An 18,966-nucleotide genomic window follows, 5' to 3' on the forward strand; every position below is an offset into this window, starting at 1 on the left:
TTTCGACTTTAGAGTTTATAATACTCTCGGCTTGAAATGCGAGGTATCAATCAAAGCGCTAAATTATGGTCGAAATGTTTCGAACTTTGTAGAAATCTTTAATTGTTGATAAATCCACAAATATTGGGAAAAATTTATATACATCCATGTATACTTCGTGGCGGTGATATCCATGAAGAAATTTTCAGCAATTTTGTTAATAACCATAGTGTTGCTTAGCGTGCCATTGGCCTTTTCCCAACCAAGACATAAAATAGACTTCTCAAAGCCCCTTTATGCAGAGGATGTGCACATTGGTAAGAAAATAACAGTTGATTACATTCCCAGAGCCGCCGCAAGAAGAGGTGGTAAGCCAAGCTCAACTACAAGCCCAGCAGCTACTGGCATTTTAGGTGAACCTGTCGCCGGAGAAAAATACGCAATCGTAATTGGAATTGCAGATTATCCAGGCACTTCAAACGACCTGCAGTACACAGATGATGATGCGTTATTAGTCTATGACACCCTTGTCAACGTCTATGGATTCAAGCCAGAGAACATAATCCTCTTGATAAACATGAGTGCCAGCTTTGATAACATCTATAATGCGATTATGACGCTCAAATCAAAGGTAACTGCGGATGATGAAGTGGTCTTCTATTTCAGCGGTCACGGTTCAACTGGTAGAGCAGCCGATGGAGACAACGAAGTAATTGACGAAGCAATCGTAGTTCACGATGGAAATCCTGATGGGCAGATATTGCTCATCTGGGATGGACAGCTCAAGGCATGGTTTGAGGACTTCCCAACAAGCAGAGTGATTTTCATCTTTGACAGCTGCTACTCAGGCGGAATGACTGACCTAGCGGCTGATGGCAGAATAATAGCCATGGCATCTGGAGAAAGAGAGTTCTCACTCGAAAGCGCTGAGTGGGGCCACGGACAGTTCACATACTACTTCTTCCTTGAAGGCATTAACCTTGGCTATGCAGACGTTTATGACCATGACGGAGATCCAACAACTCCAGACGTTACAGTTGAAGAAGCATTTGACTATGCCTATGCAAACTGTGAACAGCAGACACCGGTTATAGCGGATTTATTCACGAATGACTTGTTACCTTGAGCAACATTTTTATCCCTCTTTTCTTAACTTTTTATTTGGTGTTCTTGATGATATACAAAGCCAAATTTGGGACTCCTGAAAGGGGATGGGTTGTTCTTGTTCATGGTCTTGGAGAGCACAGCGGCAGATATGAAAAGCTGATAACAATGCTTATGAGCGAGGGATTTGCTGCCTATACTTTTGACTGGCCTGGACACGGGAAAAGCAAAGGAAAAAGAGGACATGCAACAATTGAACAGACTATGGAAATAATTGACGAGATTATTGAGGAAATTGGCGAGAAGCCATTTCTCTTTGGACACAGCTTAGGTGGATTAACGGTCATCAGATATGCACAAACACGACCAGATAGGATTAGAGGAGTTATAGCTTCTTCACCAGCTCTAGCAAGAAGTCCAAAAACGCCTATCTTTATGGTGGCTTTAGCAAAAATTTTAGGAGCAATTGCACAAAGCTTGACTTTAAGCAATGGAATTGATCCAAATCTATTGTCACGAAACAAAGAGGCTATTAGAAAATATATTGAAGATGAACTCGTGCATGACAAAATTTCAGCAGCTTTGGGGAGGAGTCTGTTTGAAAATATGGAAAAAGCACACAAAGAGGCTGAGAAAATCAAAGTTCCCATACTAATCCTAGTAGGTACTGAAGACATCATAACACCTCCAGAAGGAGCGAGAAAGCTGTTTGAAAAGTTGACAGTTGAGGATAAAACACTCAAAGAGTTCGAAAGAGCATATCATGAGATTTTCGAAGACCCAGAGTGGGGAGATGAGTTCCACAAAGTTATAATCGAGTGGCTAAAAGAGCGTGCATAAAGATTATGCAGGGGATTCTAATGCTCATTGATACATTTCCGACTTTCCTCAAGCACTGGAATAGCACTGAAGAAAGCTGGTTGAGGTATATTCAAGAGTACCCAGAGCTCTTTGAGAAGATTAAGTGGGACTATGAGCGGTACAAAATGGACTGGAGGGAATATCTAAAGCTCCTCACCAAGAGAAATACCGACGAGCTTAAGCTTGCGTATGAGAGTCTTCTGAAAGTTCTCCCAGAGGTGGAGAGGAAAATTAAGATACTCTTTGACGTCAAAGACTACAACATTGTAATCTATGTTGGTCTTGAGAACGGAGCCGGATGGGTAACCGAATTCATGGGAAAGCCCTCAATTCTTTTCGGCCTTGAAGCTATTGCAGAGCTTAAATGGTATGACAAGCTTGAGGGACTGATTGCTCATGAGTTTGGACACTTAGTCCACTGGCTTTTACGAGGAGAAGACATAGAAAAGCTCGAAGATGAGCAAATAATATGGCTCTACACGGAAGGATTCGCCCAGCGCATTGAAGATTTAATTACTAGCAGACCTTGGCACTTTGAGGAAGAAGGATGGTTCGAGTGGTGCGAAGAACATGAGAAGCTCCTTAAAGAAGAGTTCTTGAGGAGGGTTAAAAAGGGAGAAGCTTTGAATCCATTTTTCGGATCATGGTATCAGCTCTTTGGAAAACAGTTCTTAGGTTACTATCTTGGTTATAAGTTTATCCTAAAGCTTGAAGAAAAGTTTTCCTTAGAAGAGATCGCGAAGCTAGAAAAAGAGAAAATTAAGGAGGAAATATTAAAGTTCCTGCGAGATTAGATGTTTTCTCTCAAATCAATTATATGCTCAAGCTCTGGACCTGTTTTTATCAGTGCCACAGGAACGCCGACTTTGTCTTCAATCTCCTCTATGAACTCCTTTGCCTTCTTCGGCAGTTTGTCGTAATCTGTTACGCCAAAGGCTTCTTTGTCATATTTGTCAAGCATCGTGACCGCAAGCATTGTAGCGCCGTTAATCTTTGCAGAATATCTTGCAAACTCAAAGTCAAACCAACCAACTCTCCTCCTTCTTCCGGTCACTGTGCCATATTCAACTAACCCCATTCTCTCCGCCTCTTCCATTGGTATTTCTGTTGGGAATGGCCCAGCTCCTACTCTCGTTGGAAAGCTCTTGAAGACAACTATAACATCATCAACCCTTGTCGGCCCAATTCCAACGTCGCTTGCTATTGCTGAAGCTGAAATGTCTTTTGAAGTTACATAAGGATATGTACCAAAATATAAGCTCAGTCCAAAGCCCTGGGTTCCTTCAACTAAAACAAGCTTTCCTTCATCTAAAGCGTCATTTACTTCCTGAGCAACGTCTGTCAAATAAGGCTCAAGCTCCTTAACGTCTTTAGCTTGTCTTGCCTTCCTCATTACGCGGTCAGCGTTTGCTGGACCACAACCACTTCCAGTCGTACCTATCTTTCCATGCAAATACCCGTTGGTTCTATCAAGCTCCTTGTGGTGTGGCTCAATTATTGCACACCTATAATCTATGCCAACCCTCTTGGCAACATCGAACTCTTTGAGATGCTCAAGCTCATGGAAGAAAACCTCTGGGTCAACTAAAACTCCAGCTCCGACCAAGAGCCTTGCTTCTCTGTTCATAAAACCCGTGGGCAGCTGTCTAACTGCGTATTTTTTCCCGTGTATAAAAACGCTGTGTCCTGCGTTTGTTCCTACTCCTCCGCGTGCAATGACATCTGGTTTATCATGCAGAGCAAGATAGGCAATTACAGAACCTTTTCCCTCATCTCCCCATTGTCCACCAACAACAATAACACTTGGCATGGCTCTTACCCATAGATAAGTCAATAACACCCTTAAAACAGTTTCGGAAAAATGAAAAATTAACAAGGAAATGTTGAAATTTATTCGACTTGGAAATAAAATCCCTCCTCAAAGAAGCTCCTTCCTTTAATCAGGTAGCTACTGTTGTAGTTAAAATATCGGAGCATTTTTCTTGTGCAGTACCTATCAACGCCAGCAATCACAATTATGAACTTCTCGTTGTTCCATGGATTTCTTAAGGTTTGAACAACTCCTAAAGGGTATTCTTCGGGAACTGGAGCATCTGACTTAACCACTTTAATGCTACCGTTTGAAAAGATGAACGAAATTGGATTTTCAACAGCTGTGAAGTTTCTTACAATCTCCCAGTCGCCGTTAAAAGAAAATTTTACAGCGAGCTTTTCAATTAAGCTTCTTGTTAACTCATTTGCTGCAGGCCCTCCAATTACTATTAAATTACTTCTCAAATTTTCATTTGTGAGTTCTTTATCACTCTTAACTTCAACCAATATTCCCGCACTTCTCAACTTATCAGCAAGCATAAGTGCAGTCTCTTTATCGTATTCATTTCCGCTTTTGTCTGGATTCTGCGTTCCGTAAACTATAATGACACTTTTGTCTGTGTAAATTCTATTCGCTGCCCAAAACCCATTTACAGGCATTTTTGAATTAAAGTATCTGCTTAGGTTGTTTTTCGTTACCAGCTTTCCCACAACTTCCGGTATCTGACTGAATGAAATGTTTTCTTGAAATGCTTTGGCCAAATCCCAAACAAGAACATAGCCATGAGTCGCATCTTTTAGGATAGAGTAATCTGCAATGGTAGAGTTGTAGTGTTCTGCAAGATAATAATGGGTAAAAGCTTCAACCAAGTTTTCGTTTAGATACGCCCCACTTGTGGAAAAATCCAGATTATATGCCGTAAAAGGAAGCTCTTCCAAAACTTTTTGGTAGATAAAGCGGTACTCTGATGACATGCCAAGCCTATCAGAATCCAAAAATGCATGAGCAAACTCGTGGATGAAAAAGGCCCTAAACATGTAGTCTTTGATTGCTTGAATGTTTGGCAAGCCAGTGTAACGCAGATTGTCTAAATAACTCCAAGGTACAGAACCAATCATGTATGCCTTAGTCACCGTTTGACGTGAGTGAAGGTGAATGAAGAGAGAATATGAAAGTTCAACTCGATATTCATTATATTTCTTTCCAGAGCGATTCTCAAGCTTCTCAATAAAGTCCAGCTCTTTAAAAATATCCTCAATTGGAGTAAGCGCTTTCTCATATTCCTCTCTGTGGGCATTATAGAACTCTATGAAGTTGCTTTCCTTGGCAAAGTCTGAAAGCTCAGCATAAAAATCTGATAAGTTCTCTTTATCTCCAAGATAATCCATAACAGCTAAACTGCTTGCCCAGTTCAAGATGTTTTCATCTTTGACATAGTTGGGCAAATTTTTAGGAAACATTTGCCGCATTGATTTTACTGCCATATGATCCTTGTGGGGGGCAAAGTACGTCAAAACATCATCAACATAGCTTTGGGGAGCAATTATAAACTCATCACTCCCATTAAACGCCAGAATATACACCACAGCAAACAATTCAAGGTTGGGGTTGACTTCCACCACAACTTGAGGCTGCTCTTCAGCTTTGATAAGAGGTGTTTGAGAGATAAGCAGAAGAAAGCACAAAATTAATGAAGCTTTCTTCACACTTACCACCATATTAAGTTTAGAAAGTTAAAAATAAAAGTTTTATTGCAAAGGGTAAAGGATAAAACTTGAAAATACAAATGCTCTTAGGTGTTTAAAATGATAAAAAACAAGCTCATTGTGGTTACTGGTGGGGCTGGTTTCATAGGCTCACATATTGCTGAAGAGCTCAGCAAAGACAACGAAGTTGTTGTTATTGACAACCTCTATTCGGGAAAAGTTGAGAATGTGCCAGAAAATGTAAAATTCATCCAAGCTGATATTCGAGATTATGAAAGCATAGCCGACGTGATAAGCCAAGCGGATTACGTCTTTCATGAGGCAGCACTTGTAAGTGTTGTCGAAAGCGTGGAGAAGCCAATTTTAACCGAAGAGATTAATGTTTTGGGAACGCTGAATATCCTAAGAGCTTTAAGCGAAGGACATGGCAAACTTATCTTTGCATCCTCTGCCGCTGTATATGGCGACAATCAAAATCTGCCTCTGAAAGAGGAAGAAGAGCCTAGGCCTTTGTCACCTTATGGAGTTACAAAAGTATCTGGAGAGTATTATTGTAAGATATTTTACGAGATCTATGGAGTCCCAACAGTGGCTTTGAGGTATTTCAACGTCTTTGGTGAAAGACAAGGATACAACCAGTATGCTGGAGTTATAAGCATCTTCATCAATCGTGCTTTAAAAAATGAGCCGCTGATAATTTTTGGAGATGGAAAACAGACGAGAGACTTCATTTATGTTAAAGATGTCGTTAAAGCAAACGTCTTAGTTGCGGAGAAGGAGAGAGCAAACGGAGAAGTATTTAATGTTGCTCGTGGTGAGAGAACGACAATCCTTGAGCTGGCTATGAAGATCATTGATGCAACAAATTCCTTAAGCTCAATAATCTTTGATAAACCAAGACCCGGCGATATAAAACACAGCCAAGCTGATATAAGTAAAATCAAGAAGCTCGGCTTTAAACCAGAGTACTCTCTTGAGGAAGGGCTTTTGAGAACAATTGAATGGTATAGGGGGCAAAAAGCATGAAAGTCTTGAGCATAACCCCAAGCTCCAAATTCTCCTCATTTCTAAGGAGGAAGCTTGTTAAAGCCGTTGAAGAGTTTTCAAGCAAAATTGAGACTAAAGAAAATCTGATTATCCTGCCAAAGGAAGAAAAAGCCGAATTTGGAACATTCCTATGCTCAAGCAGCATAATAACGGGCAAGCATATAGGGAGAACGTACTATGAAGGACTCATGTTCTCCACATCACGGAGATTTGAAAAGGAAGCAGAGATTACAGCAAAGGAACTGCTCCTCGAACCAAACGAATACAGGGTGGAGGTTGACGTAAGCGGAGCTGGAACCTTAGAATTGCCTGGCTTCAGATTGAGGAGCGGCATTCTAATCCTCTACATACTGCCCAAATACATTTTTGAATTCTCACAAGAGAATCTAACACTGGCAACTCAAGAAGATTATGCCCAGATAACATTTTCTCCGCTAGAATATGGATTTAGAGGGGAAGTTTCTCTGAGTCTGAATAAGGCGAAAGAGGTTAGAGTTCTTCTCAAGGGAAATAAAGCCGAGGAATTTCTGTTCTGGGACCATGAAAGCGGCTCATTCACCTACAACTTTATAGATGAACCTTTGGTGATTATCTCACATGAGAAGCTCATAACACCAAAAGAATTTGCCAGAAGTCTTGGAAAAATCTCAATAATCAGCGGGCACGGAGAATTTGAGATTGTAGGAGAAATGGTGCTGTCTCTAAAGAAAGAGGTAAGGGAAAGCATAAAGCTAGCGGTTACTTTTTAGGAACCTTAAACCCCATTGCTTGTTCTTGCTGTATCTTTTGAGCTTTTTGTGCTAAATCTTGGAGTTTTTGCTCAATCTGCTGTAATGCCTCTTGAGTCCTCTTTATCGCGTCTTCGTATTCCTTAATTCTCGCATCTAAGTAGGCAATTGCATCGTCTAAGCTCTTTTCAATTGCATATCCAGCTCCAATGCTGACAATTGCGTGCTCTTTGTCAACTATCATGCTCTTGAGAAATGAGCCCGCTCCAACTGGAACCAATATCTCGGGCTTCTCGTCCTCAACCTTTTTAAGCTCTTCAAGGGTTTCTTTTACTGCTCTAAACTCATTCATTCCAAGAGTTAAGAGCTCTAAATTTTGAGCTAAAAGCTGAGCTTGAGCTTGTAAGAGCTGATATTCATAAGCTAATCTTTCAAGTTGCTCCTGATTCTGCGCCATTTTTTACCACCAAAGAAAAATTGGAGAGTTGCCTTTTAAGGGTTTGCATGATAGAGCCAGCTTTAGAAAACTTTTAAATTTCGCATGGAATGTTGCATTGATCAGGTTTGAGGCGGGAAGTTGAAATTGAATACCTAAATATTAGTAACTCTTTGATTCCAGCTTATGCTTTTCATTCAGCGGCTAATTTGGTTGGAATGATTGGCTGGCTGTGGCTGGAAAGGAGTGAGCAAAATGAAGCTTATAGTCAAAACTCCATGGGTTGAAGTGGAACTACCACAGCTCTCTGGTAGGATTCTCGATATAGGTGGCGGAGGGGAAGGTGTTATTGGAAGGACTGCAAGCGGTGAGATTTACATCCTTGACATTTCGGAGAAAGAGCTCGAGGAAGCAAAGAGCAGAGGAGCCAAGGGGAAGTTCATTAAAGGTGACGCGAAGAAAATGGGATTCCCAGACGAATACTTTGACACAGTGCCCTCTTTCTTCTCGCTTATGCACATGAGGGATTTGCGGGAAGCCTTTAGGGAGTGCTATCGTGTCCTTCGCAAAGGCGGAAAGATGCACATTTGGGATGCAGTAATTCCGAGATGTCTCCTTTACAATATCAATGTGATTGCCCGCTCAGAAAAAGAGGTTATAAATGCAAGGTATGCCGTTGTTTTCCCAGCTCCGCAAACATGTGAGCAGGTCGAGAGCTTAGCAAAGAGTATTGGTTCAACGTTGTTAGAAAAGAAAAGCATGAGCACTTGTTTTACCTTGAGCTTATCAAACCCTCAACCATAACAAAAAAGAGGAACAGAAGTTAAGCAAGCTCTAGGCTAAGTCTCCTAACTACGGGATCTTCGGCTTCCTCGGGGTTAATTTCCTCAATGCTCTCAATCAATATCTTTGTCCTCTTTACCCTGTGCTTGCTTCCAATTTCGGAATAGACGAGCTCAACAACGTCCTCTGGCTTTACAGCTCTGTATTCCTTTGTGAATTTTTGCTTTTTCCCTTCTCTTTCGAAAATGCCCTTAACGCGATAAACTTTAACCTCCATCCTGCCTCACCCCAAAAAGCCCAGTGCTTCTTCAATCTTAACAATTTCAGGACCGGTTGTGAGATGCCCGACGACAACTCCGAAGGAATTAGCCAACAGACAGGAACCAACGAATGGAACACCTTGATTTGCAGTGCCAAGATAAATGTCAACTTTGAACAAATCTCTCAGCCATTCGAGTTCTTCTTCAGTCGTCTCAGGGTGAACTAAGCCACCTTTGTTTGTAACGACGCCGACGCTTCCAACGGCGTGGAAATCAGCTATAACACCGCGCTCTACTTCTACTCCCAGGATGTCTTCAAGCTGCTTTGCTTCTTCTCTTGTGAACTTTGCGCTCACAAGAGCTGCTTTGTCATTAGCTAAAATCAAGTTGCCTAAAGCCGTCAGCTTGCTCAAAAAGGGCTCAACCCTAATATCAAGGCCATATTCCCTCAAAGCAGCATTGATTCTCTCAAGTTCAGTATCCCAAATGTAATAGGGGACAACAATGGCGTTTGAGTTTCCAGCAACAAATACACCAACGATTCTGGATTTCATAATGCTCGTTTCAATAATTGGGACTTTTAGAACTTCTCTCAAAACATTGAGCTTCTTTTCTTGAAGGCCCTCTCTAACCAAGAGCACTTTATCTGTAGCGACACCAAACACACCCAGATAGGGGGAATTTTCAAAGTCAAGTCTTTCTATGTGCATTTTTCACCACTCACGAGATAATAAAAATTGAGAAATCAGCTCTCAGCCTCTTCTTTTGGCTGCGCTTCGGGTTTCTTTTCTTCTTCTTTCTTTTCCTCAGTCTTCTTTTCTTCCTTTACTGTCTTCTTTGCCTCTGGTGGAAGCTCAACATAGGCAACTCTGACCTTGCCTTTTCCTTCAACCTCTTCCTCGACTACCTTAACTTTAACCCTGAGCTTGCTTGGCGGCTTCTCAATTCCTCTTTCCCAAATCTTTTCGTTGACTTCTGGGGCTATGATAACCTCTTCGGCTTTTGCATGTCTTGCAACAAACTCCCTAACGAACTTGACTGCTCTTGGCGCTCTCTTCCATCTTGGGGCAATCTTCTTGATTTTCTTTATTGGAACTGTGAAAATAACCTCATCCCCGATCTTAATCGCCATTTTTCATCACTCCTTAAGCTTTGTTCTTCTCCAGTATCTCCTCTTCGGGTGAGTTATAACTCTTCTGTTTGTCTTCACGATAACCCACACAGGAACTCTCCTATTCTGCTTAGCAGCCTTCGCCAAGCGAAGCTTCTTTGCAAGAGGCTTGTTCCTTGCCATCTCTATCCCTCCCAAAGTTATCGTAATAAGTCCTAACTAAGCTTGAAGCTTAAGCTTATTTAAATCTTCCCATTAATTCAGAGCTAACATTTCAGTTTCCTTTTATAAATCTTGCTTCTTCCATCCCAGAACTCTCGACTGATAGTGCCTCTTCGGGAATATTGTCAACGGGTCTATTCCCTTAAGCCTCAGGAGGTGTCTCAGTTCAACTTCATAGTCGCTCTTTTCCAGCTTTTCACTTTCTCTAATTTCAACAATGAAGAGTTTTTCTGTAAGCTCTCTTATTGTTTTGTAGCCTAACCCAAGTAGGGGTCTTATATACTGAACGTTAAACCTATCTTCAAGGCTCCTTGTCTTCCTCAAATCCAAAAAAGGAACCCTATCATCTCTTCTCGTGCCGTCGCTTATTCTCTCAACCTCCTCACGGCTTGCGATCTCTTCGAGGGCTGTTTCATGGATAAACTGAATTGCGTTGCTTGGATGTCCATCCCTAATGCACATCCCGGCAGCTTTTTCTAAAATTTTCCTATCTAAAAACACAACCTCATGGTTAAAACCCAACCTATCGGCAGTTTCCTTTGCATATTTCCAATTATCAAGAAGACCAAAGCTTATCGTGATTAACTTTACTTCATACCCCAATTTTTGTAGAATCCAGGCAGCTAATGAGGAATCTTTGCCCCCGCTGTAGAGGTGATAAACTTTCATTTTTATCAAAGGAAAGCAAGCAGATAGAAGTTATTAACTTTTTCTATGGGGCAATTATTTTGTATGCCTTAATAGTTCCATCTCTGAATTTTATGTAGACCATTCTACCTTCAATTTTCACGTTTTTGGGAGCTTTATCAAGCTTTTTGCATGCTATCTTAATCAGACGTCCGCTCGTAAAAACACACAGCCCATTCTTCCAATCTCCTTCCTCATTCGCAAGGAAGTAAGCGACGGCGACATATTTATCGTTGGCATCAACCCAGAAGCCTGCACCAATGGCACTGCCACTAATGCTTGCGACATGGGCTTTTCTAACCTTGCCTTCTTCGATAAGATACAATTCCCCATTAGTTTTAACCCATAAAAATTTAGTTTCGACATATGTTGCTACAAAATAAAACCTGTCGTCAATAATTTTGACGTTAGATATTCTGAACCCTCTTGGAATGTTAGGACAGAATTTAGTGGTAAAATTCCCAGCAGTTAAGTTCATTATGTAGATGCAGGACTTAATGTCTTGCTTAAAACTTCCATGCTTGATGAAGAAAAGAGTACCGTTTTTGTAGTAGCTGGGCAAAATCACGCCCACAAACTTTCTCTCCCACACTTTGGTAAGATTGTAGCTCAAAAGCACCATTGAGGTGTCTCCAGCAGCATCGCTCGGGTAGTATGCATACAGCAAAATTCCATCCGGAAGACAAACATAAGATCCTTTGATGCCTTTAAGCGTGTAATTGGCCAATACAGTGTTGTTTTTAAGAATGTAGAACGTAACATTATCCTCTCCAGACTTTGACTCAAAAAACCAAGATTTAATCTTAATTGTGAAAAGACAGTGGTTTGAAAGAGATGCACTTTCAGTGAAGCTAACGCTGGTAGGCTTATTTATCTCAATAATTATACCCTTGGGAAAGAAGTAAAAAGCCAAAAGTAAAAGACCAACGATAAAAATGGCTCTTCGCCTGTTCATTCGCTATCCCTCATCCGAATTTTATTATCCAATCCCACCCATCTCTGACAACTACTGCAAAGTTCTGTGATTTTGACTCATCTGGAGCAAAACATCCATCACAATGCCGATTAGCCCATTTACAAGTAAGACTACTGACATCACCACCACTACAGCATTCTAATACTCTTGCATAGATATAAAGCATGTACTCCTGATTTCTGTATGTTACATCCGGAGGTGAAAGAAGTTTTGGATGGTAGCTTGTGACCCAGCATCCATTCTTGTTGCATTCAAACTGCCAAATTATGTTGCTTCCTTGATATGATCCTTCTTTTGGATTATATGCCATTCCATCATAAAATAGTTTAACTTGGATAGAGCCAAAGTCTTCAAACTGCGAACCTGGATGCAACTCAACAGCTTTATCCCAATATTTTTTCACATCTGTACTTGTTGATGGGAACTCATAAGTGCAGTACTCTCTCCAGTAATAGTCCATGTTTGGAGTTGGGCTTTCATAAATACCCACCCAAACTGCAACTGGAGAAAAAACCTGGTAATATACCTCTTCTGGTGGATTTGTTCCTGTTTCGTTTATATCATAAACTCCTGGCAGTGTGTCCTTATATCCATAGCTTAAGTAGCATGTTATGCTTAAACATGAACTTCCTTCGTTTATTCCTCCGAAGTTGTATGCAAGCGGCTCTATTCCTATTGTTTTCATGATTGTTTGTTGTCTTCCAAGTTCTTTAAGTCTTTTGAGTGTTTGCAGTTTGTTTCTCTCCTCTAAGTAAGCATAAATTCTGTCCCAGATTTCCGCCCTCTGCTGAATAAGCTTTAAAGCATCCTCAATTGTAGCATTACCAGCTTTCACTGTCTTAAGAGTCTCCCTAAGCTTCATGTCTGAACACCTTATCTGACCTCATATATAATAACCTGAGTTGTTCCCCTTGGTACAATTGCAAAATATTTACTCCATGCTTTTATCTCATCAATTGGATTTACCCTTTTAGTTTCTGAGTAATAGGGGGTGCATTTTATAGTTTTTTCATAAGGATAAACACAAATTCCACTGAATGGTGTTCCCGCTTCTCCAGAGAAACCCCAATAAACAAAAGACATAAAGTCCTTAGTAAAGTCCCCATAAACTCCCTGAACAACCGCCCATCCGGGATACAACACATAATCAACTACTTTTTTCTCCAGAGATTTATTAGACAAATAAAATTTCCCAATTCCATGAGGATAAATAGTGTAAATTGTATTGTTGTGGAAACCTATGGCACTACTGAGAGTTAGATTAACAATTAAAGTACCATTATCGGCAAACAAATAAACTTCAGCTTCCTTAAGATATTCATGCATGATCATTTCTCCTTCAAGTTCCGGAAATTTGGGTAAAGTTTTAGAGTACAGTTTTCGATCAATAAAGAAAATTTTATCATCTAAAACTTTAAAATCTGACATGTAGGGGATTACGTGCTCTTTAAGGAGGTTACATCTCTTGTCAAAGAAGATAATCTTCTCATCAACTGAACTTACAAGACCAAATATCACAAAACTATTATTAAAAAAGGCAATTTTTGGAGTGGAACTGAATTTGAACTCTTTTCCATTTATCAAAGAGCTCTTCTCCCTGATTCTAATTACACACTTGTTAAACCTGAATACATACTTATCCCCATTCATAAGATTTACTTCTTCAAGCCTCAGCGTCTTATAGTCCAAAACAAAACTTCCATTGTCGGTTTTTATATAAGCATAACCGTTTGAAAAGTAATAATCATAAACAGGAGTAATGCTTACCACTATTTTTCCAGTTTCCAAATCATAAACTGACAAACCAGAGTTGGTATAAGCAAAAAACTTATTTCCAAAACCCTGAAAATCCCACGCAGAAAGAGTTAGAATTGGTGTAAATTCTCCTTTAAGAGGCGTTTTGTTTCCTAAAGACTTAAAAGACTTAGCGGAAATATTATCAAGCGTAACATTAGAAAAACCCTCCTTATTTTCTTGCTCTTGAAACTTCTGACTAACTATAACTAAAGAAACCAAAAGAAGTAAGATAAAAAGCAAAAATAAAGAAAGCTTAGAGATTTTCACTTTTCCATACCTCCTTACCCCTCATACGGGAAGTTCTGTGATTTGGACTCATCTGGAGCAAAACAGCTCGAACAATGCCTATTAGCCCACTTACACGAACTTCCAACAAGTCCTCCGTTACAGCATGCTAGTACCTTAACATATATGTACAGCGTGTCTGTATACGGACTTGGATGATATCTTGGATTAGAGGGCAAGGGATCTAAAATTGGTGATTTATAACATCCGTTCTTGTTGCAGTTATACTGATATATCAAATTAGCTGTTTGATAATGTCCCGTAAAGTAATTGTATGCTGTCCCATCATAGAAGAATTTGATTTGAATGGAACCATGATCTTCAAATGAAGGACTGTTCGCTAGCTCTGTCGCGTATAACCAGTAAATATTCCAGATTTCATTAGGATTATTTGTTGATGGGAATTCTTCCGTACAATACATTCCCCAATAGTAATCTTCGTCAGGTGTTGGGGATTGATACATTCCAACCCAGACACCAACGGGTTGTAGATTATAGAATGTTGCAAATCCATCTGTATGAGTCCAAGGGGATGCATAAAGTTATCAGAGAGTATTTGTTTTGGATATTCACAGAGTGAACAGTAATATGGATCGTCTGGACAACAAAGATAACCCTTTGGTAACCCCCCATAATTTATTACTAGCGGTGTTACTGTTGCACTTTGGAGTAGGGTCTGTTGTTTTCCTGTTTCTCTTAATCTTAAATATTCTTCTAGGAGTGCAGAGTCTACAATGCGAGTGTTTAGTTTTTCTTGAAGTGCTTTTATTTTATCAAGCCTCTTTAAGATGTACTGAATATCCTCATCATTAAGGTTTGATTGGTTGTTCTTCTTAAGTTCTTCCAACTTTCTCTTAATCTCAACATCAGCCAATAAGCGCTTGTACATTATCAACTCCTTAGCCTGAAGATAATACCCTTGGAACCACTCTAAATCAACATCTTTCCTAACAGGATGAACTTTCTTGATGTATTCTTTGAGAACCTCACTTTCTTTAGGAAGCTGATAATAAAGAATCTGTAACCCATAGGGTGTTTTTCTCGTATACTTCTTAAAGAATATTAGTTTTTCCTTGTCTGCCTGATATGTAGCAAGAAAAATCTTCAAACCTTGAACTTCTCTTTCAAGCTTAACAATTTTCTCAAGGGTTTCAATGCTTTTGGTTTTGTTGAGTTCAGCATAAAGCTTTTGCAACTCTGCCTCCTTCTGATTAATCACTTTAGTCAAGTTCTCAATCCTTGCATTCACATCACCCAAAGCTTTATCCACATCGAAATCCTGACAAAAGCAACTTTCACACTTCTCAGTCCTAACTTGCAAACTCTTGACTTCCTGGAAGCTTTCTTGAGCAAAAACAAAACCAAAACTGCTAAAGACCAACAACCCAATAATGCCCAAAACTACCCATCTTTGCATTTCGCCCCCCCCAAACAAGGGTACTCAATAATACTATAAATAAAAGTACTATAAATACTTTTCCAATTACGAACAACCAAAAGTGCAAAAATTACAACCACCAACACCCAAATATAAACTTTCTCAAAACAACAAAGTAAAAGTAACTTACTCAAACTCTAATAAACACTCAAAAAACTGAGAATTCACGGCAACCTTTAAAAGCCAAACCCTTATAAACTCTTTTGCCTCTTTGCGAGAGGTCGGGATTTGAGGTGAGAGAGATGGAGAAACGCCTACCTGGAAAGGTGAGAAGAGCTATAAGAGCCAAATATTACGATATTCAGCCTAAAGCGTGGATTGGAAAGAGAGGGTTAGAGGACAGTGTAATTAACGAAATCAACACCCAGCTTAAGAAAGATGGTATTCTCAAAGTGGAAATAAGGAAAGGAGCGCTTATTGCAACGGGAATGGACAGAAAGCAGATAGCTGAGAAGGTTGCTGAGCTGACTGACAGCGAGCTGATTGAAGTGAGAGGCAAAAGATTTATATTATTCCGTCCGAGAGAGGGATGGGAAAAGTATTTAAGGAAGCTTAAGCTTAAGGAACTCTCAAAGGAGAAGCGGGAAGAGAAGCCCGTTAAAAAGGTCAAGCTCGATATTGCTCAATTTAGGAAGAAGTTCAAGAAAGGGAGGGAGTAAAAGATGGCGACAGTTTATGATGTTCCCGGTGATTTGCTCGTTGAGAGGGTTGCTCAAAAGTTGAAGGAGATACCTGAGATCAAGCCACCAGAGTGGGCTCCATTTGTCAAAACAGGAAGACACAAGGAGAGGCTTCCAGAGCAGGAAGACTGGTGGTACTACAGAGTCGCTTCAGTTCTCAGAAAGGTTTACATTGATGGACCTGTTGGAATCGAAAGACTTAGGACTTGGTATGGAGGAAGAAAGAACAGAGGTCACGCTCCAGAAAAATTCTATAAGGGAAGCGGAAGCATAATCAGAAAGGCTCTTCAGCAGTTAGAAGCAGCCGGGTTCGTTGAGAAGGTTCCAGGTAAGGGAAGGATCGTCACACCTAAGGGAAGAAGCTTCCTTGACAAAGCAGCAACAGAGCTTAAGAAAGAGCTTGAGAAAATTATTCCAGAGCTTAAGAAGTATTGATTCGCTTTTCTCCTTTTCTTCACAGCTTCAGAATTACCCCTATAAGCAAAAGGCTGACAATTAACAGTACTATTTTTGGTGAATTGTTCAGCATCTGAGACTGGGTTACCCCAACATAATCAACGATTTTTCCTTCATCATTTAAGATTACAATTCCTAGAGATCCCCGCCACTTGCGGGCATAATTCTCGTCAAGTTTCTGAGGACCCCACCAATCGAGAACATAGTACTGACCTTTGTATTTAAAAACAAGAACGGTATGACCAAAGATGGTGCTGGAAAGTGAGACATGCCCCAAGTATATGTCCCTATAGCCAAGAGCCTTCATTATCGCATAGTTAAAAACTGCGTAATCTCTACATACACCTGTTCTCTTCTCAAGGAATTCGTGAGGAAGAAGCGTACCTTCCTCCAGGCTCATGTACTTGTCATAGTCGTATTCGGTGTTATTCATAAGCCAGTAGTGAAGGTTCCAGGCTGTTTCCATTATGTCCTTACCTTTAACCCTCTCTGCGACGGGCATTATTCTCTGAATTTCATCTGGACCGATGTCGCATTTTATTATTCCCGGACCCCACTGCTTCCAGTAAGGGGGGGAGCAATCAAAGTATTTGCCATAAGTTTTGAGGTAGTAATCTTTGTCAATGGTCGTTATACCAGTAATTTCGAGGTATTCTCCAATTCTCTGAGAAAGGGCACTAGTTTTGTAATCATAAACGAGTCCGAAGATTATTAGCATTATCAAGAATAGCTTAACTATCACCTTAGCGATTCCCATGATTCCCCCATTTTAGTTTTGTGCTGCCGAATGGATTAAAATCTTTCTCTGTTCTATGTTGTTCAATGCGAACTCTACGTTGATTGTCAACCTTTCCGTCTGAGCATCCAGATTGCACTAACAACGGTAACTATAGCGGCGCCAATTAACAGTACAGTGCCGTTTTTGTTGGAAGCTCCAGTCTCACGGCCGATTTCTGGTGAAGAGCCATTCCAGTTCATATTTTTAGTCTTAGGGATAGTGCATTTCATGATGTCCATTTTGATTTTAAACGGAACCTTAGGCGCTTCGTATGGATGGAGCTTGGGTGTCTCGTTTGTGATCGTGAAGGTTGCTCCATTGTAAAGGTAGTAAATCGTGGTGTTGGGCAGTATCAAGGTAACCTTAGCCCAGAGCCTTCCCTCTTCATCCAGTCCAAGGTTTACCCAAGCATAGGGTATGTTTCCGGCGTTTTCCGGTGCTATTCTGTTCCGTGCATCCCAGGCAAGGCCCCATTTATTTTTAATTTTGAGTGTTTTAACATCAAGCTGAAAAACTGAATCACTTGCATAATGGGGCCCTACTCCAGTTGAAGCAACAAAGAAAATACTACCGTTGTATGGAATGAAATCTCTAGGGACTTCAGCATTACCAACTGAGGACAGGTTTCAGCTTGATGGGAAGGCTACCGTTGTAGATTCCCATATGCAAACTGTCATGGAAGTTGGAATATACAATAACCACATTTCCAACAGATACAACACCGAGACTACCCATGAACTCCGTGAAGTCCTCGGGCCCTATTAGGGAATCCGTTATGTTTCGGGTCAGATCTATACAGGCACTTTCGTTGTATGCAAAAAGCCCGCCTCTCTTGACTATAAGCTGATGACAGCTTTCACACCATGCCGCTGAGTATGCACTCGCTGATGGCAACGAAAGTATGGAGAGCAGAAATACTATGATAAATCCTTCTAATACGTTCATCTTTTTTTGCAGAATTACCATCTCAAACTTCTCCATTCTTACCCCCATATGTAGTGTGTCCTCAAGTGTTTAAATCTTTCTGCAATAACTTTTTAACTATCTCACCATAAACCCTCTTGGCGAGGTGATAAAATGGCTGAGGACATTGAAGAGATTAGAAAAAGAAAGCTCATGGAATTACAAAGAAGGCTTGCTGAGCAGCAAAAAGCCCAAGAGGAAGCTGCTAGACAGCAAGCAGAAGTTGAAGCACAGATACAGGCAATTCTTAGGAGGATACTAACTCCAGAGGCTAGAGAGAGGCTTGCTAGAGTTAAGCTTGTTAGACCAGAACTTGCTCAACAAGTTGAGCTTATATTAGTCCAGCTTTACCAAGCAGGACAAATTAGAGAAAAAATTGACGATGCAAAGCTCAAAAAGATTTTAGCTCAGATTGATGCGAGGACGAGGAGAGAATTTAGGATTAAGTGGTAGCGAGAGCTACATTGATCTACTCTGACATCCTTAAAATTTATATACCTTTTGTGTGTAAACAGATAAGGCGAGTGAGAGGAGTATGGAAATCAAGAGAGTCATAAAAGAGCTGGACTTGAAAGGTGAGGTCAGTTTAGAGACTTGGAAGCCCATCTCTGCCAAGAAAAATGGCGATGGGACAATTGATATCCTTTACCGCAACTTGCTACTGGGGGATAAACGAGATCCCGTGTTCCTCTGGGTTTATGTTAACGTAGTCGAAGATGAAGAAATTGATGTTAGGATTTTGGAAAGGATGACATTCAAAAAAGAAGACTTGATCTGGATAATGAAGTTCGTCTCAAAGTTTGGTTAATTTTATATAGTATGAGTTTATTAACCGTAACCCGCAGATGGGGGTGTC

At 40.4% G+C, this 18,966-nt stretch carries 24 protein-coding genes and 1 pseudogene; 10 read left to right on the forward strand and 15 right to left on the reverse strand.

The features are described from left to right. Positions 1 to 172 precede the first annotated feature (172 nt). Genes E3E24_RS11395 through E3E24_RS11405 form a run of 3 tightly spaced genes read left to right on the forward strand, consistent with a single transcriptional unit; the run spans position 173 to position 2,738 of the window. Positions 173 to 1,105: a caspase family protein gene (locus tag E3E24_RS11395; protein ID WP_167916032.1), complete on the forward strand. Its 933-nt coding sequence runs from the start codon at positions 173 to 175 to the stop codon at positions 1,103 to 1,105. A 47-nt stretch (positions 1,106 to 1,152) separates the two neighbouring features. Next, positions 1,153 to 1,923 carry an alpha/beta hydrolase gene (locus tag E3E24_RS11400; RefSeq protein WP_167916033.1) on the forward strand — a complete coding sequence of 257 codons (771 nt, stop codon included), beginning with the start codon at positions 1,153 to 1,155 and terminating at the stop codon, positions 1,921 to 1,923. 20 nt (positions 1,924 to 1,943) lie between these two features. Then, positions 1,944 to 2,738 (forward strand): DUF5700 domain-containing putative Zn-dependent protease, encoded by a 795-nt coding sequence (locus tag E3E24_RS11405; protein ID WP_167885960.1) that lies wholly within the window; start codon positions 1,944 to 1,946, stop codon positions 2,736 to 2,738. On the opposite strand, the gene E3E24_RS11410 is transcribed toward E3E24_RS11405, so the two are convergent. Further along, positions 2,735 to 3,754 (reverse strand): adenylosuccinate synthetase, encoded by a 1,020-nt coding sequence (locus tag E3E24_RS11410; protein ID WP_167885961.1) that lies wholly within the window; start codon positions 3,752 to 3,754, stop codon positions 2,735 to 2,737. The two genes, E3E24_RS11405 and E3E24_RS11410, sit on opposite strands and share 4 nt — an antisense overlap. An 80-nt stretch (positions 3,755 to 3,834) precedes the next feature. Next, complete coding sequence (locus tag E3E24_RS11415) at positions 3,835 to 5,475, reverse strand: DUF4932 domain-containing protein (protein ID WP_167885962.1); 1,641 nt, start codon at positions 5,473 to 5,475, stop codon at positions 3,835 to 3,837. A gap of 87 nt (positions 5,476 to 5,562) precedes the next feature. On the opposite strand from E3E24_RS11415, the gene E3E24_RS11420 reads away from it, so the two are divergent. After that, positions 5,563 to 6,489 (forward strand): SDR family oxidoreductase, encoded by a 927-nt coding sequence (locus E3E24_RS11420; RefSeq protein ID WP_167916034.1) that lies wholly within the window; start codon positions 5,563 to 5,565, stop codon positions 6,487 to 6,489. Beyond that, positions 6,486 to 7,259, forward strand: a complete 774-nt coding sequence (locus E3E24_RS11425; protein WP_167916035.1) for a hypothetical protein — start codon at positions 6,486 to 6,488, stop codon at positions 7,257 to 7,259. Before E3E24_RS11420 ends, E3E24_RS11425 begins: the two co-directional genes overlap by 4 nt. Here the strand turns inward: E3E24_RS11425 and pfdA are convergent. Next, the gene (gene pfdA / locus E3E24_RS11430; protein ID WP_167916036.1) at positions 7,249 to 7,695 is read right to left on the reverse strand and encodes a prefoldin subunit alpha; all 447 of its coding nucleotides are present in this window, start codon (positions 7,693 to 7,695) and stop codon (positions 7,249 to 7,251) included. The two genes, E3E24_RS11425 and pfdA, sit on opposite strands and share 11 nt — an antisense overlap. 234 nt (positions 7,696 to 7,929) lie before the next feature. Here pfdA and E3E24_RS11435 point away from each other — a divergent pair, with 234 nt between their 5' ends. Then, positions 7,930 to 8,478 carry a class I SAM-dependent methyltransferase gene (locus E3E24_RS11435; protein WP_167916037.1) on the forward strand — a complete coding sequence of 183 codons (549 nt, stop codon included), beginning with the start codon at positions 7,930 to 7,932 and terminating at the stop codon, positions 8,476 to 8,478. A 19-nt stretch (positions 8,479 to 8,497) separates the two neighbouring features. On the opposite strand, the gene rpl18a is transcribed toward E3E24_RS11435, so the two are convergent. The 9 genes and pseudogenes from rpl18a to E3E24_RS11480 form a co-directional block, all read right to left on the reverse strand. Continuing rightward, positions 8,498 to 8,734: a 50S ribosomal protein L18Ae gene (rpl18a, locus tag E3E24_RS11440; protein ID WP_167885967.1), complete on the reverse strand. Its 237-nt coding sequence runs from the start codon at positions 8,732 to 8,734 to the stop codon at positions 8,498 to 8,500. Positions 8,735 to 8,740: 6 nt separating this feature from the next. Continuing rightward, entirely contained in the window at positions 8,741 to 9,427 is a 687-nt protein-coding gene (locus E3E24_RS11445) for a translation initiation factor IF-6 (protein ID WP_167916038.1), read from the reverse strand. Positions 9,428 to 9,579: 152 nt separating this feature from the next. Continuing rightward, positions 9,580 to 9,849, reverse strand: a pseudogene (locus E3E24_RS11450) (50S ribosomal protein L31e); the annotation flags it as partial. Between the two features lie 6 nt (positions 9,850 to 9,855). Then, complete coding sequence (locus E3E24_RS11455; RefSeq protein WP_042681108.1) at positions 9,856 to 10,011, reverse strand: 50S ribosomal protein L39e; 156 nt, start codon at positions 10,009 to 10,011, stop codon at positions 9,856 to 9,858. A gap of 102 nt (positions 10,012 to 10,113) precedes the next feature. After that, positions 10,114 to 10,719 carry an asparagine synthase-related protein gene (locus E3E24_RS11460; protein WP_167916054.1) on the reverse strand — a complete coding sequence of 202 codons (606 nt, stop codon included), beginning with the start codon at positions 10,717 to 10,719 and terminating at the stop codon, positions 10,114 to 10,116. Positions 10,720 to 10,762: 43 nt separating this feature from the next. Beyond that, positions 10,763 to 11,692, reverse strand: a complete 930-nt coding sequence (locus E3E24_RS11465) for a hypothetical protein (RefSeq protein ID WP_167916040.1) — start codon at positions 11,690 to 11,692, stop codon at positions 10,763 to 10,765. A 10-nt stretch (positions 11,693 to 11,702) separates the two neighbouring features. Beyond that, positions 11,703 to 12,575, reverse strand: coding sequence for a hypothetical protein (locus E3E24_RS11470; RefSeq protein WP_167916041.1), 873 nt, complete (start codon positions 12,573 to 12,575; stop codon positions 11,703 to 11,705). Positions 12,576 to 12,586: 11 nt separating this feature from the next. Continuing rightward, entirely contained in the window at positions 12,587 to 13,777 is a 1,191-nt protein-coding gene (locus E3E24_RS11475) for a hypothetical protein (protein ID WP_167916042.1), read from the reverse strand. Between the two features lie 358 nt (positions 13,778 to 14,135). Beyond that, complete coding sequence (locus E3E24_RS11480; RefSeq protein WP_167916043.1) at positions 14,136 to 15,212, reverse strand: hypothetical protein; 1,077 nt, start codon at positions 15,210 to 15,212, stop codon at positions 14,136 to 14,138. 263 nt (positions 15,213 to 15,475) lie between these two features. On the opposite strand from E3E24_RS11480, the gene E3E24_RS11485 reads away from it, so the two are divergent. Further along, positions 15,476 to 15,892: a YhbY family RNA-binding protein gene (locus tag E3E24_RS11485; RefSeq protein WP_167916044.1), complete on the forward strand. Its 417-nt coding sequence runs from the start codon at positions 15,476 to 15,478 to the stop codon at positions 15,890 to 15,892. Between the two features lie 3 nt (positions 15,893 to 15,895). Further along, on the forward strand, positions 15,896 to 16,348 hold the full coding sequence (locus tag E3E24_RS11490) for a 30S ribosomal protein S19e (protein ID WP_167916045.1): 453 nt from the start codon (positions 15,896 to 15,898) through the stop codon (positions 16,346 to 16,348). Positions 16,349 to 16,367: 19 nt separating this feature from the next. On the opposite strand, the gene E3E24_RS11495 is transcribed toward E3E24_RS11490, so the two are convergent. The 3 genes from E3E24_RS11495 to E3E24_RS11505 form a co-directional block, all read right to left on the reverse strand. Then, the gene (locus tag E3E24_RS11495) at positions 16,368 to 17,126 is read right to left on the reverse strand and encodes a transglutaminase-like domain-containing protein (protein WP_167916046.1); all 759 of its coding nucleotides are present in this window, start codon (positions 17,124 to 17,126) and stop codon (positions 16,368 to 16,370) included. 86 nt (positions 17,127 to 17,212) lie between these two features. Beyond that, positions 17,213 to 17,377 carry an LPXTG cell wall anchor domain-containing protein gene (locus tag E3E24_RS11500; RefSeq protein WP_167916047.1) on the reverse strand — a complete coding sequence of 55 codons (165 nt, stop codon included), beginning with the start codon at positions 17,375 to 17,377 and terminating at the stop codon, positions 17,213 to 17,215. A gap of 376 nt (positions 17,378 to 17,753) precedes the next feature. Continuing rightward, a complete protein-coding gene (locus E3E24_RS11505; RefSeq protein WP_167916048.1) occupies positions 17,754 to 18,128 on the reverse strand; it encodes a hypothetical protein in 375 nt (124 codons plus the stop codon). A gap of 96 nt (positions 18,129 to 18,224) precedes the next feature. Here E3E24_RS11505 and E3E24_RS11510 point away from each other — a divergent pair, with 96 nt between their 5' ends. Beyond that, a complete protein-coding gene (locus E3E24_RS11510) occupies positions 18,225 to 18,563 on the forward strand; it encodes a DNA-binding protein (protein WP_167916049.1) in 339 nt (112 codons plus the stop codon). Between the two features lie 82 nt (positions 18,564 to 18,645). Beyond that, complete coding sequence (locus E3E24_RS11515) at positions 18,646 to 18,918, forward strand: hypothetical protein (protein WP_167885977.1); 273 nt, start codon at positions 18,646 to 18,648, stop codon at positions 18,916 to 18,918. The last annotated feature ends 48 nt before the right edge of the window (positions 18,919 to 18,966 follow it).

This window comes from Thermococcus sp. LS2 (assembly GCF_012027375.1).
Classification (GTDB): Archaea; Methanobacteriota_B; Thermococci; order Thermococcales; family Thermococcaceae; genus Thermococcus_B.

Excerpts from the sequence above, each read along its gene's own strand:
- E3E24_RS11395 (WP_167916032.1), top strand. The coding sequence starts at position 173 with ATGAAGAAATTTTCAGCAATTTTGTTAATAACCATAGTGTTGCTTAGC.
- E3E24_RS11400 (WP_167916033.1), top strand. The coding sequence starts at position 1,153 with ATGATATACAAAGCCAAATTTGGGACTCCTGAAAGGGGATGGGTTGTT.
- E3E24_RS11405 (WP_167885960.1), top strand. The coding sequence starts at position 1,944 with ATGCTCATTGATACATTTCCGACTTTCCTCAAGCACTGGAATAGCACT.
- E3E24_RS11410 (WP_167885961.1), bottom strand. The coding sequence starts at position 3,754 with ATGCCAAGTGTTATTGTTGTTGGTGGACAATGGGGAGATGAGGGAAAA.
- E3E24_RS11415 (WP_167885962.1), bottom strand. The coding sequence starts at position 5,475 with ATGGTGGTAAGTGTGAAGAAAGCTTCATTAATTTTGTGCTTTCTTCTG.
- E3E24_RS11420 (WP_167916034.1), top strand. The coding sequence starts at position 5,563 with ATGATAAAAAACAAGCTCATTGTGGTTACTGGTGGGGCTGGTTTCATA.
- E3E24_RS11425 (WP_167916035.1), top strand. The coding sequence starts at position 6,486 with ATGAAAGTCTTGAGCATAACCCCAAGCTCCAAATTCTCCTCATTTCTA.
- pfdA (WP_167916036.1), bottom strand. The coding sequence starts at position 7,695 with ATGGCGCAGAATCAGGAGCAACTTGAAAGATTAGCTTATGAATATCAG.
- E3E24_RS11435 (WP_167916037.1), top strand. The coding sequence starts at position 7,930 with ATGAAGCTTATAGTCAAAACTCCATGGGTTGAAGTGGAACTACCACAG.
- rpl18a (WP_167885967.1), bottom strand. The coding sequence starts at position 8,734 with ATGGAGGTTAAAGTTTATCGCGTTAAGGGCATTTTCGAAAGAGAAGGG.
- E3E24_RS11445 (WP_167916038.1), bottom strand. The coding sequence starts at position 9,427 with ATGCACATAGAAAGACTTGACTTTGAAAATTCCCCCTATCTGGGTGTG.
- E3E24_RS11455 (WP_042681108.1), bottom strand. The coding sequence starts at position 10,011 with ATGGCAAGGAACAAGCCTCTTGCAAAGAAGCTTCGCTTGGCGAAGGCT.
- E3E24_RS11460 (WP_167916054.1), bottom strand. The coding sequence starts at position 10,719 with ATGAAAGTTTATCACCTCTACAGCGGGGGCAAAGATTCCTCATTAGCT.
- E3E24_RS11465 (WP_167916040.1), bottom strand. The coding sequence starts at position 11,692 with ATGAACAGGCGAAGAGCCATTTTTATCGTTGGTCTTTTACTTTTGGCT.
- E3E24_RS11470 (WP_167916041.1), bottom strand. The coding sequence starts at position 12,575 with ATGAAGCTTAGGGAGACTCTTAAGACAGTGAAAGCTGGTAATGCTACA.
- E3E24_RS11480 (WP_167916043.1), bottom strand. The coding sequence starts at position 15,212 with ATGCAAAGATGGGTAGTTTTGGGCATTATTGGGTTGTTGGTCTTTAGC.
- E3E24_RS11485 (WP_167916044.1), top strand. The coding sequence starts at position 15,476 with ATGGAGAAACGCCTACCTGGAAAGGTGAGAAGAGCTATAAGAGCCAAA.
- E3E24_RS11490 (WP_167916045.1), top strand. The coding sequence starts at position 15,896 with ATGGCGACAGTTTATGATGTTCCCGGTGATTTGCTCGTTGAGAGGGTT.
- E3E24_RS11495 (WP_167916046.1), bottom strand. The coding sequence starts at position 17,126 with ATGGGAATCGCTAAGGTGATAGTTAAGCTATTCTTGATAATGCTAATA.
- E3E24_RS11500 (WP_167916047.1), bottom strand. The coding sequence starts at position 17,377 with ATGAAATGCACTATCCCTAAGACTAAAAATATGAACTGGAATGGCTCT.
- E3E24_RS11505 (WP_167916048.1), bottom strand. The coding sequence starts at position 18,128 with ATGGAGAAGTTTGAGATGGTAATTCTGCAAAAAAAGATGAACGTATTA.
- E3E24_RS11510 (WP_167916049.1), top strand. The coding sequence starts at position 18,225 with ATGGCTGAGGACATTGAAGAGATTAGAAAAAGAAAGCTCATGGAATTA.
- E3E24_RS11515 (WP_167885977.1), top strand. The coding sequence starts at position 18,646 with ATGGAAATCAAGAGAGTCATAAAAGAGCTGGACTTGAAAGGTGAGGTC.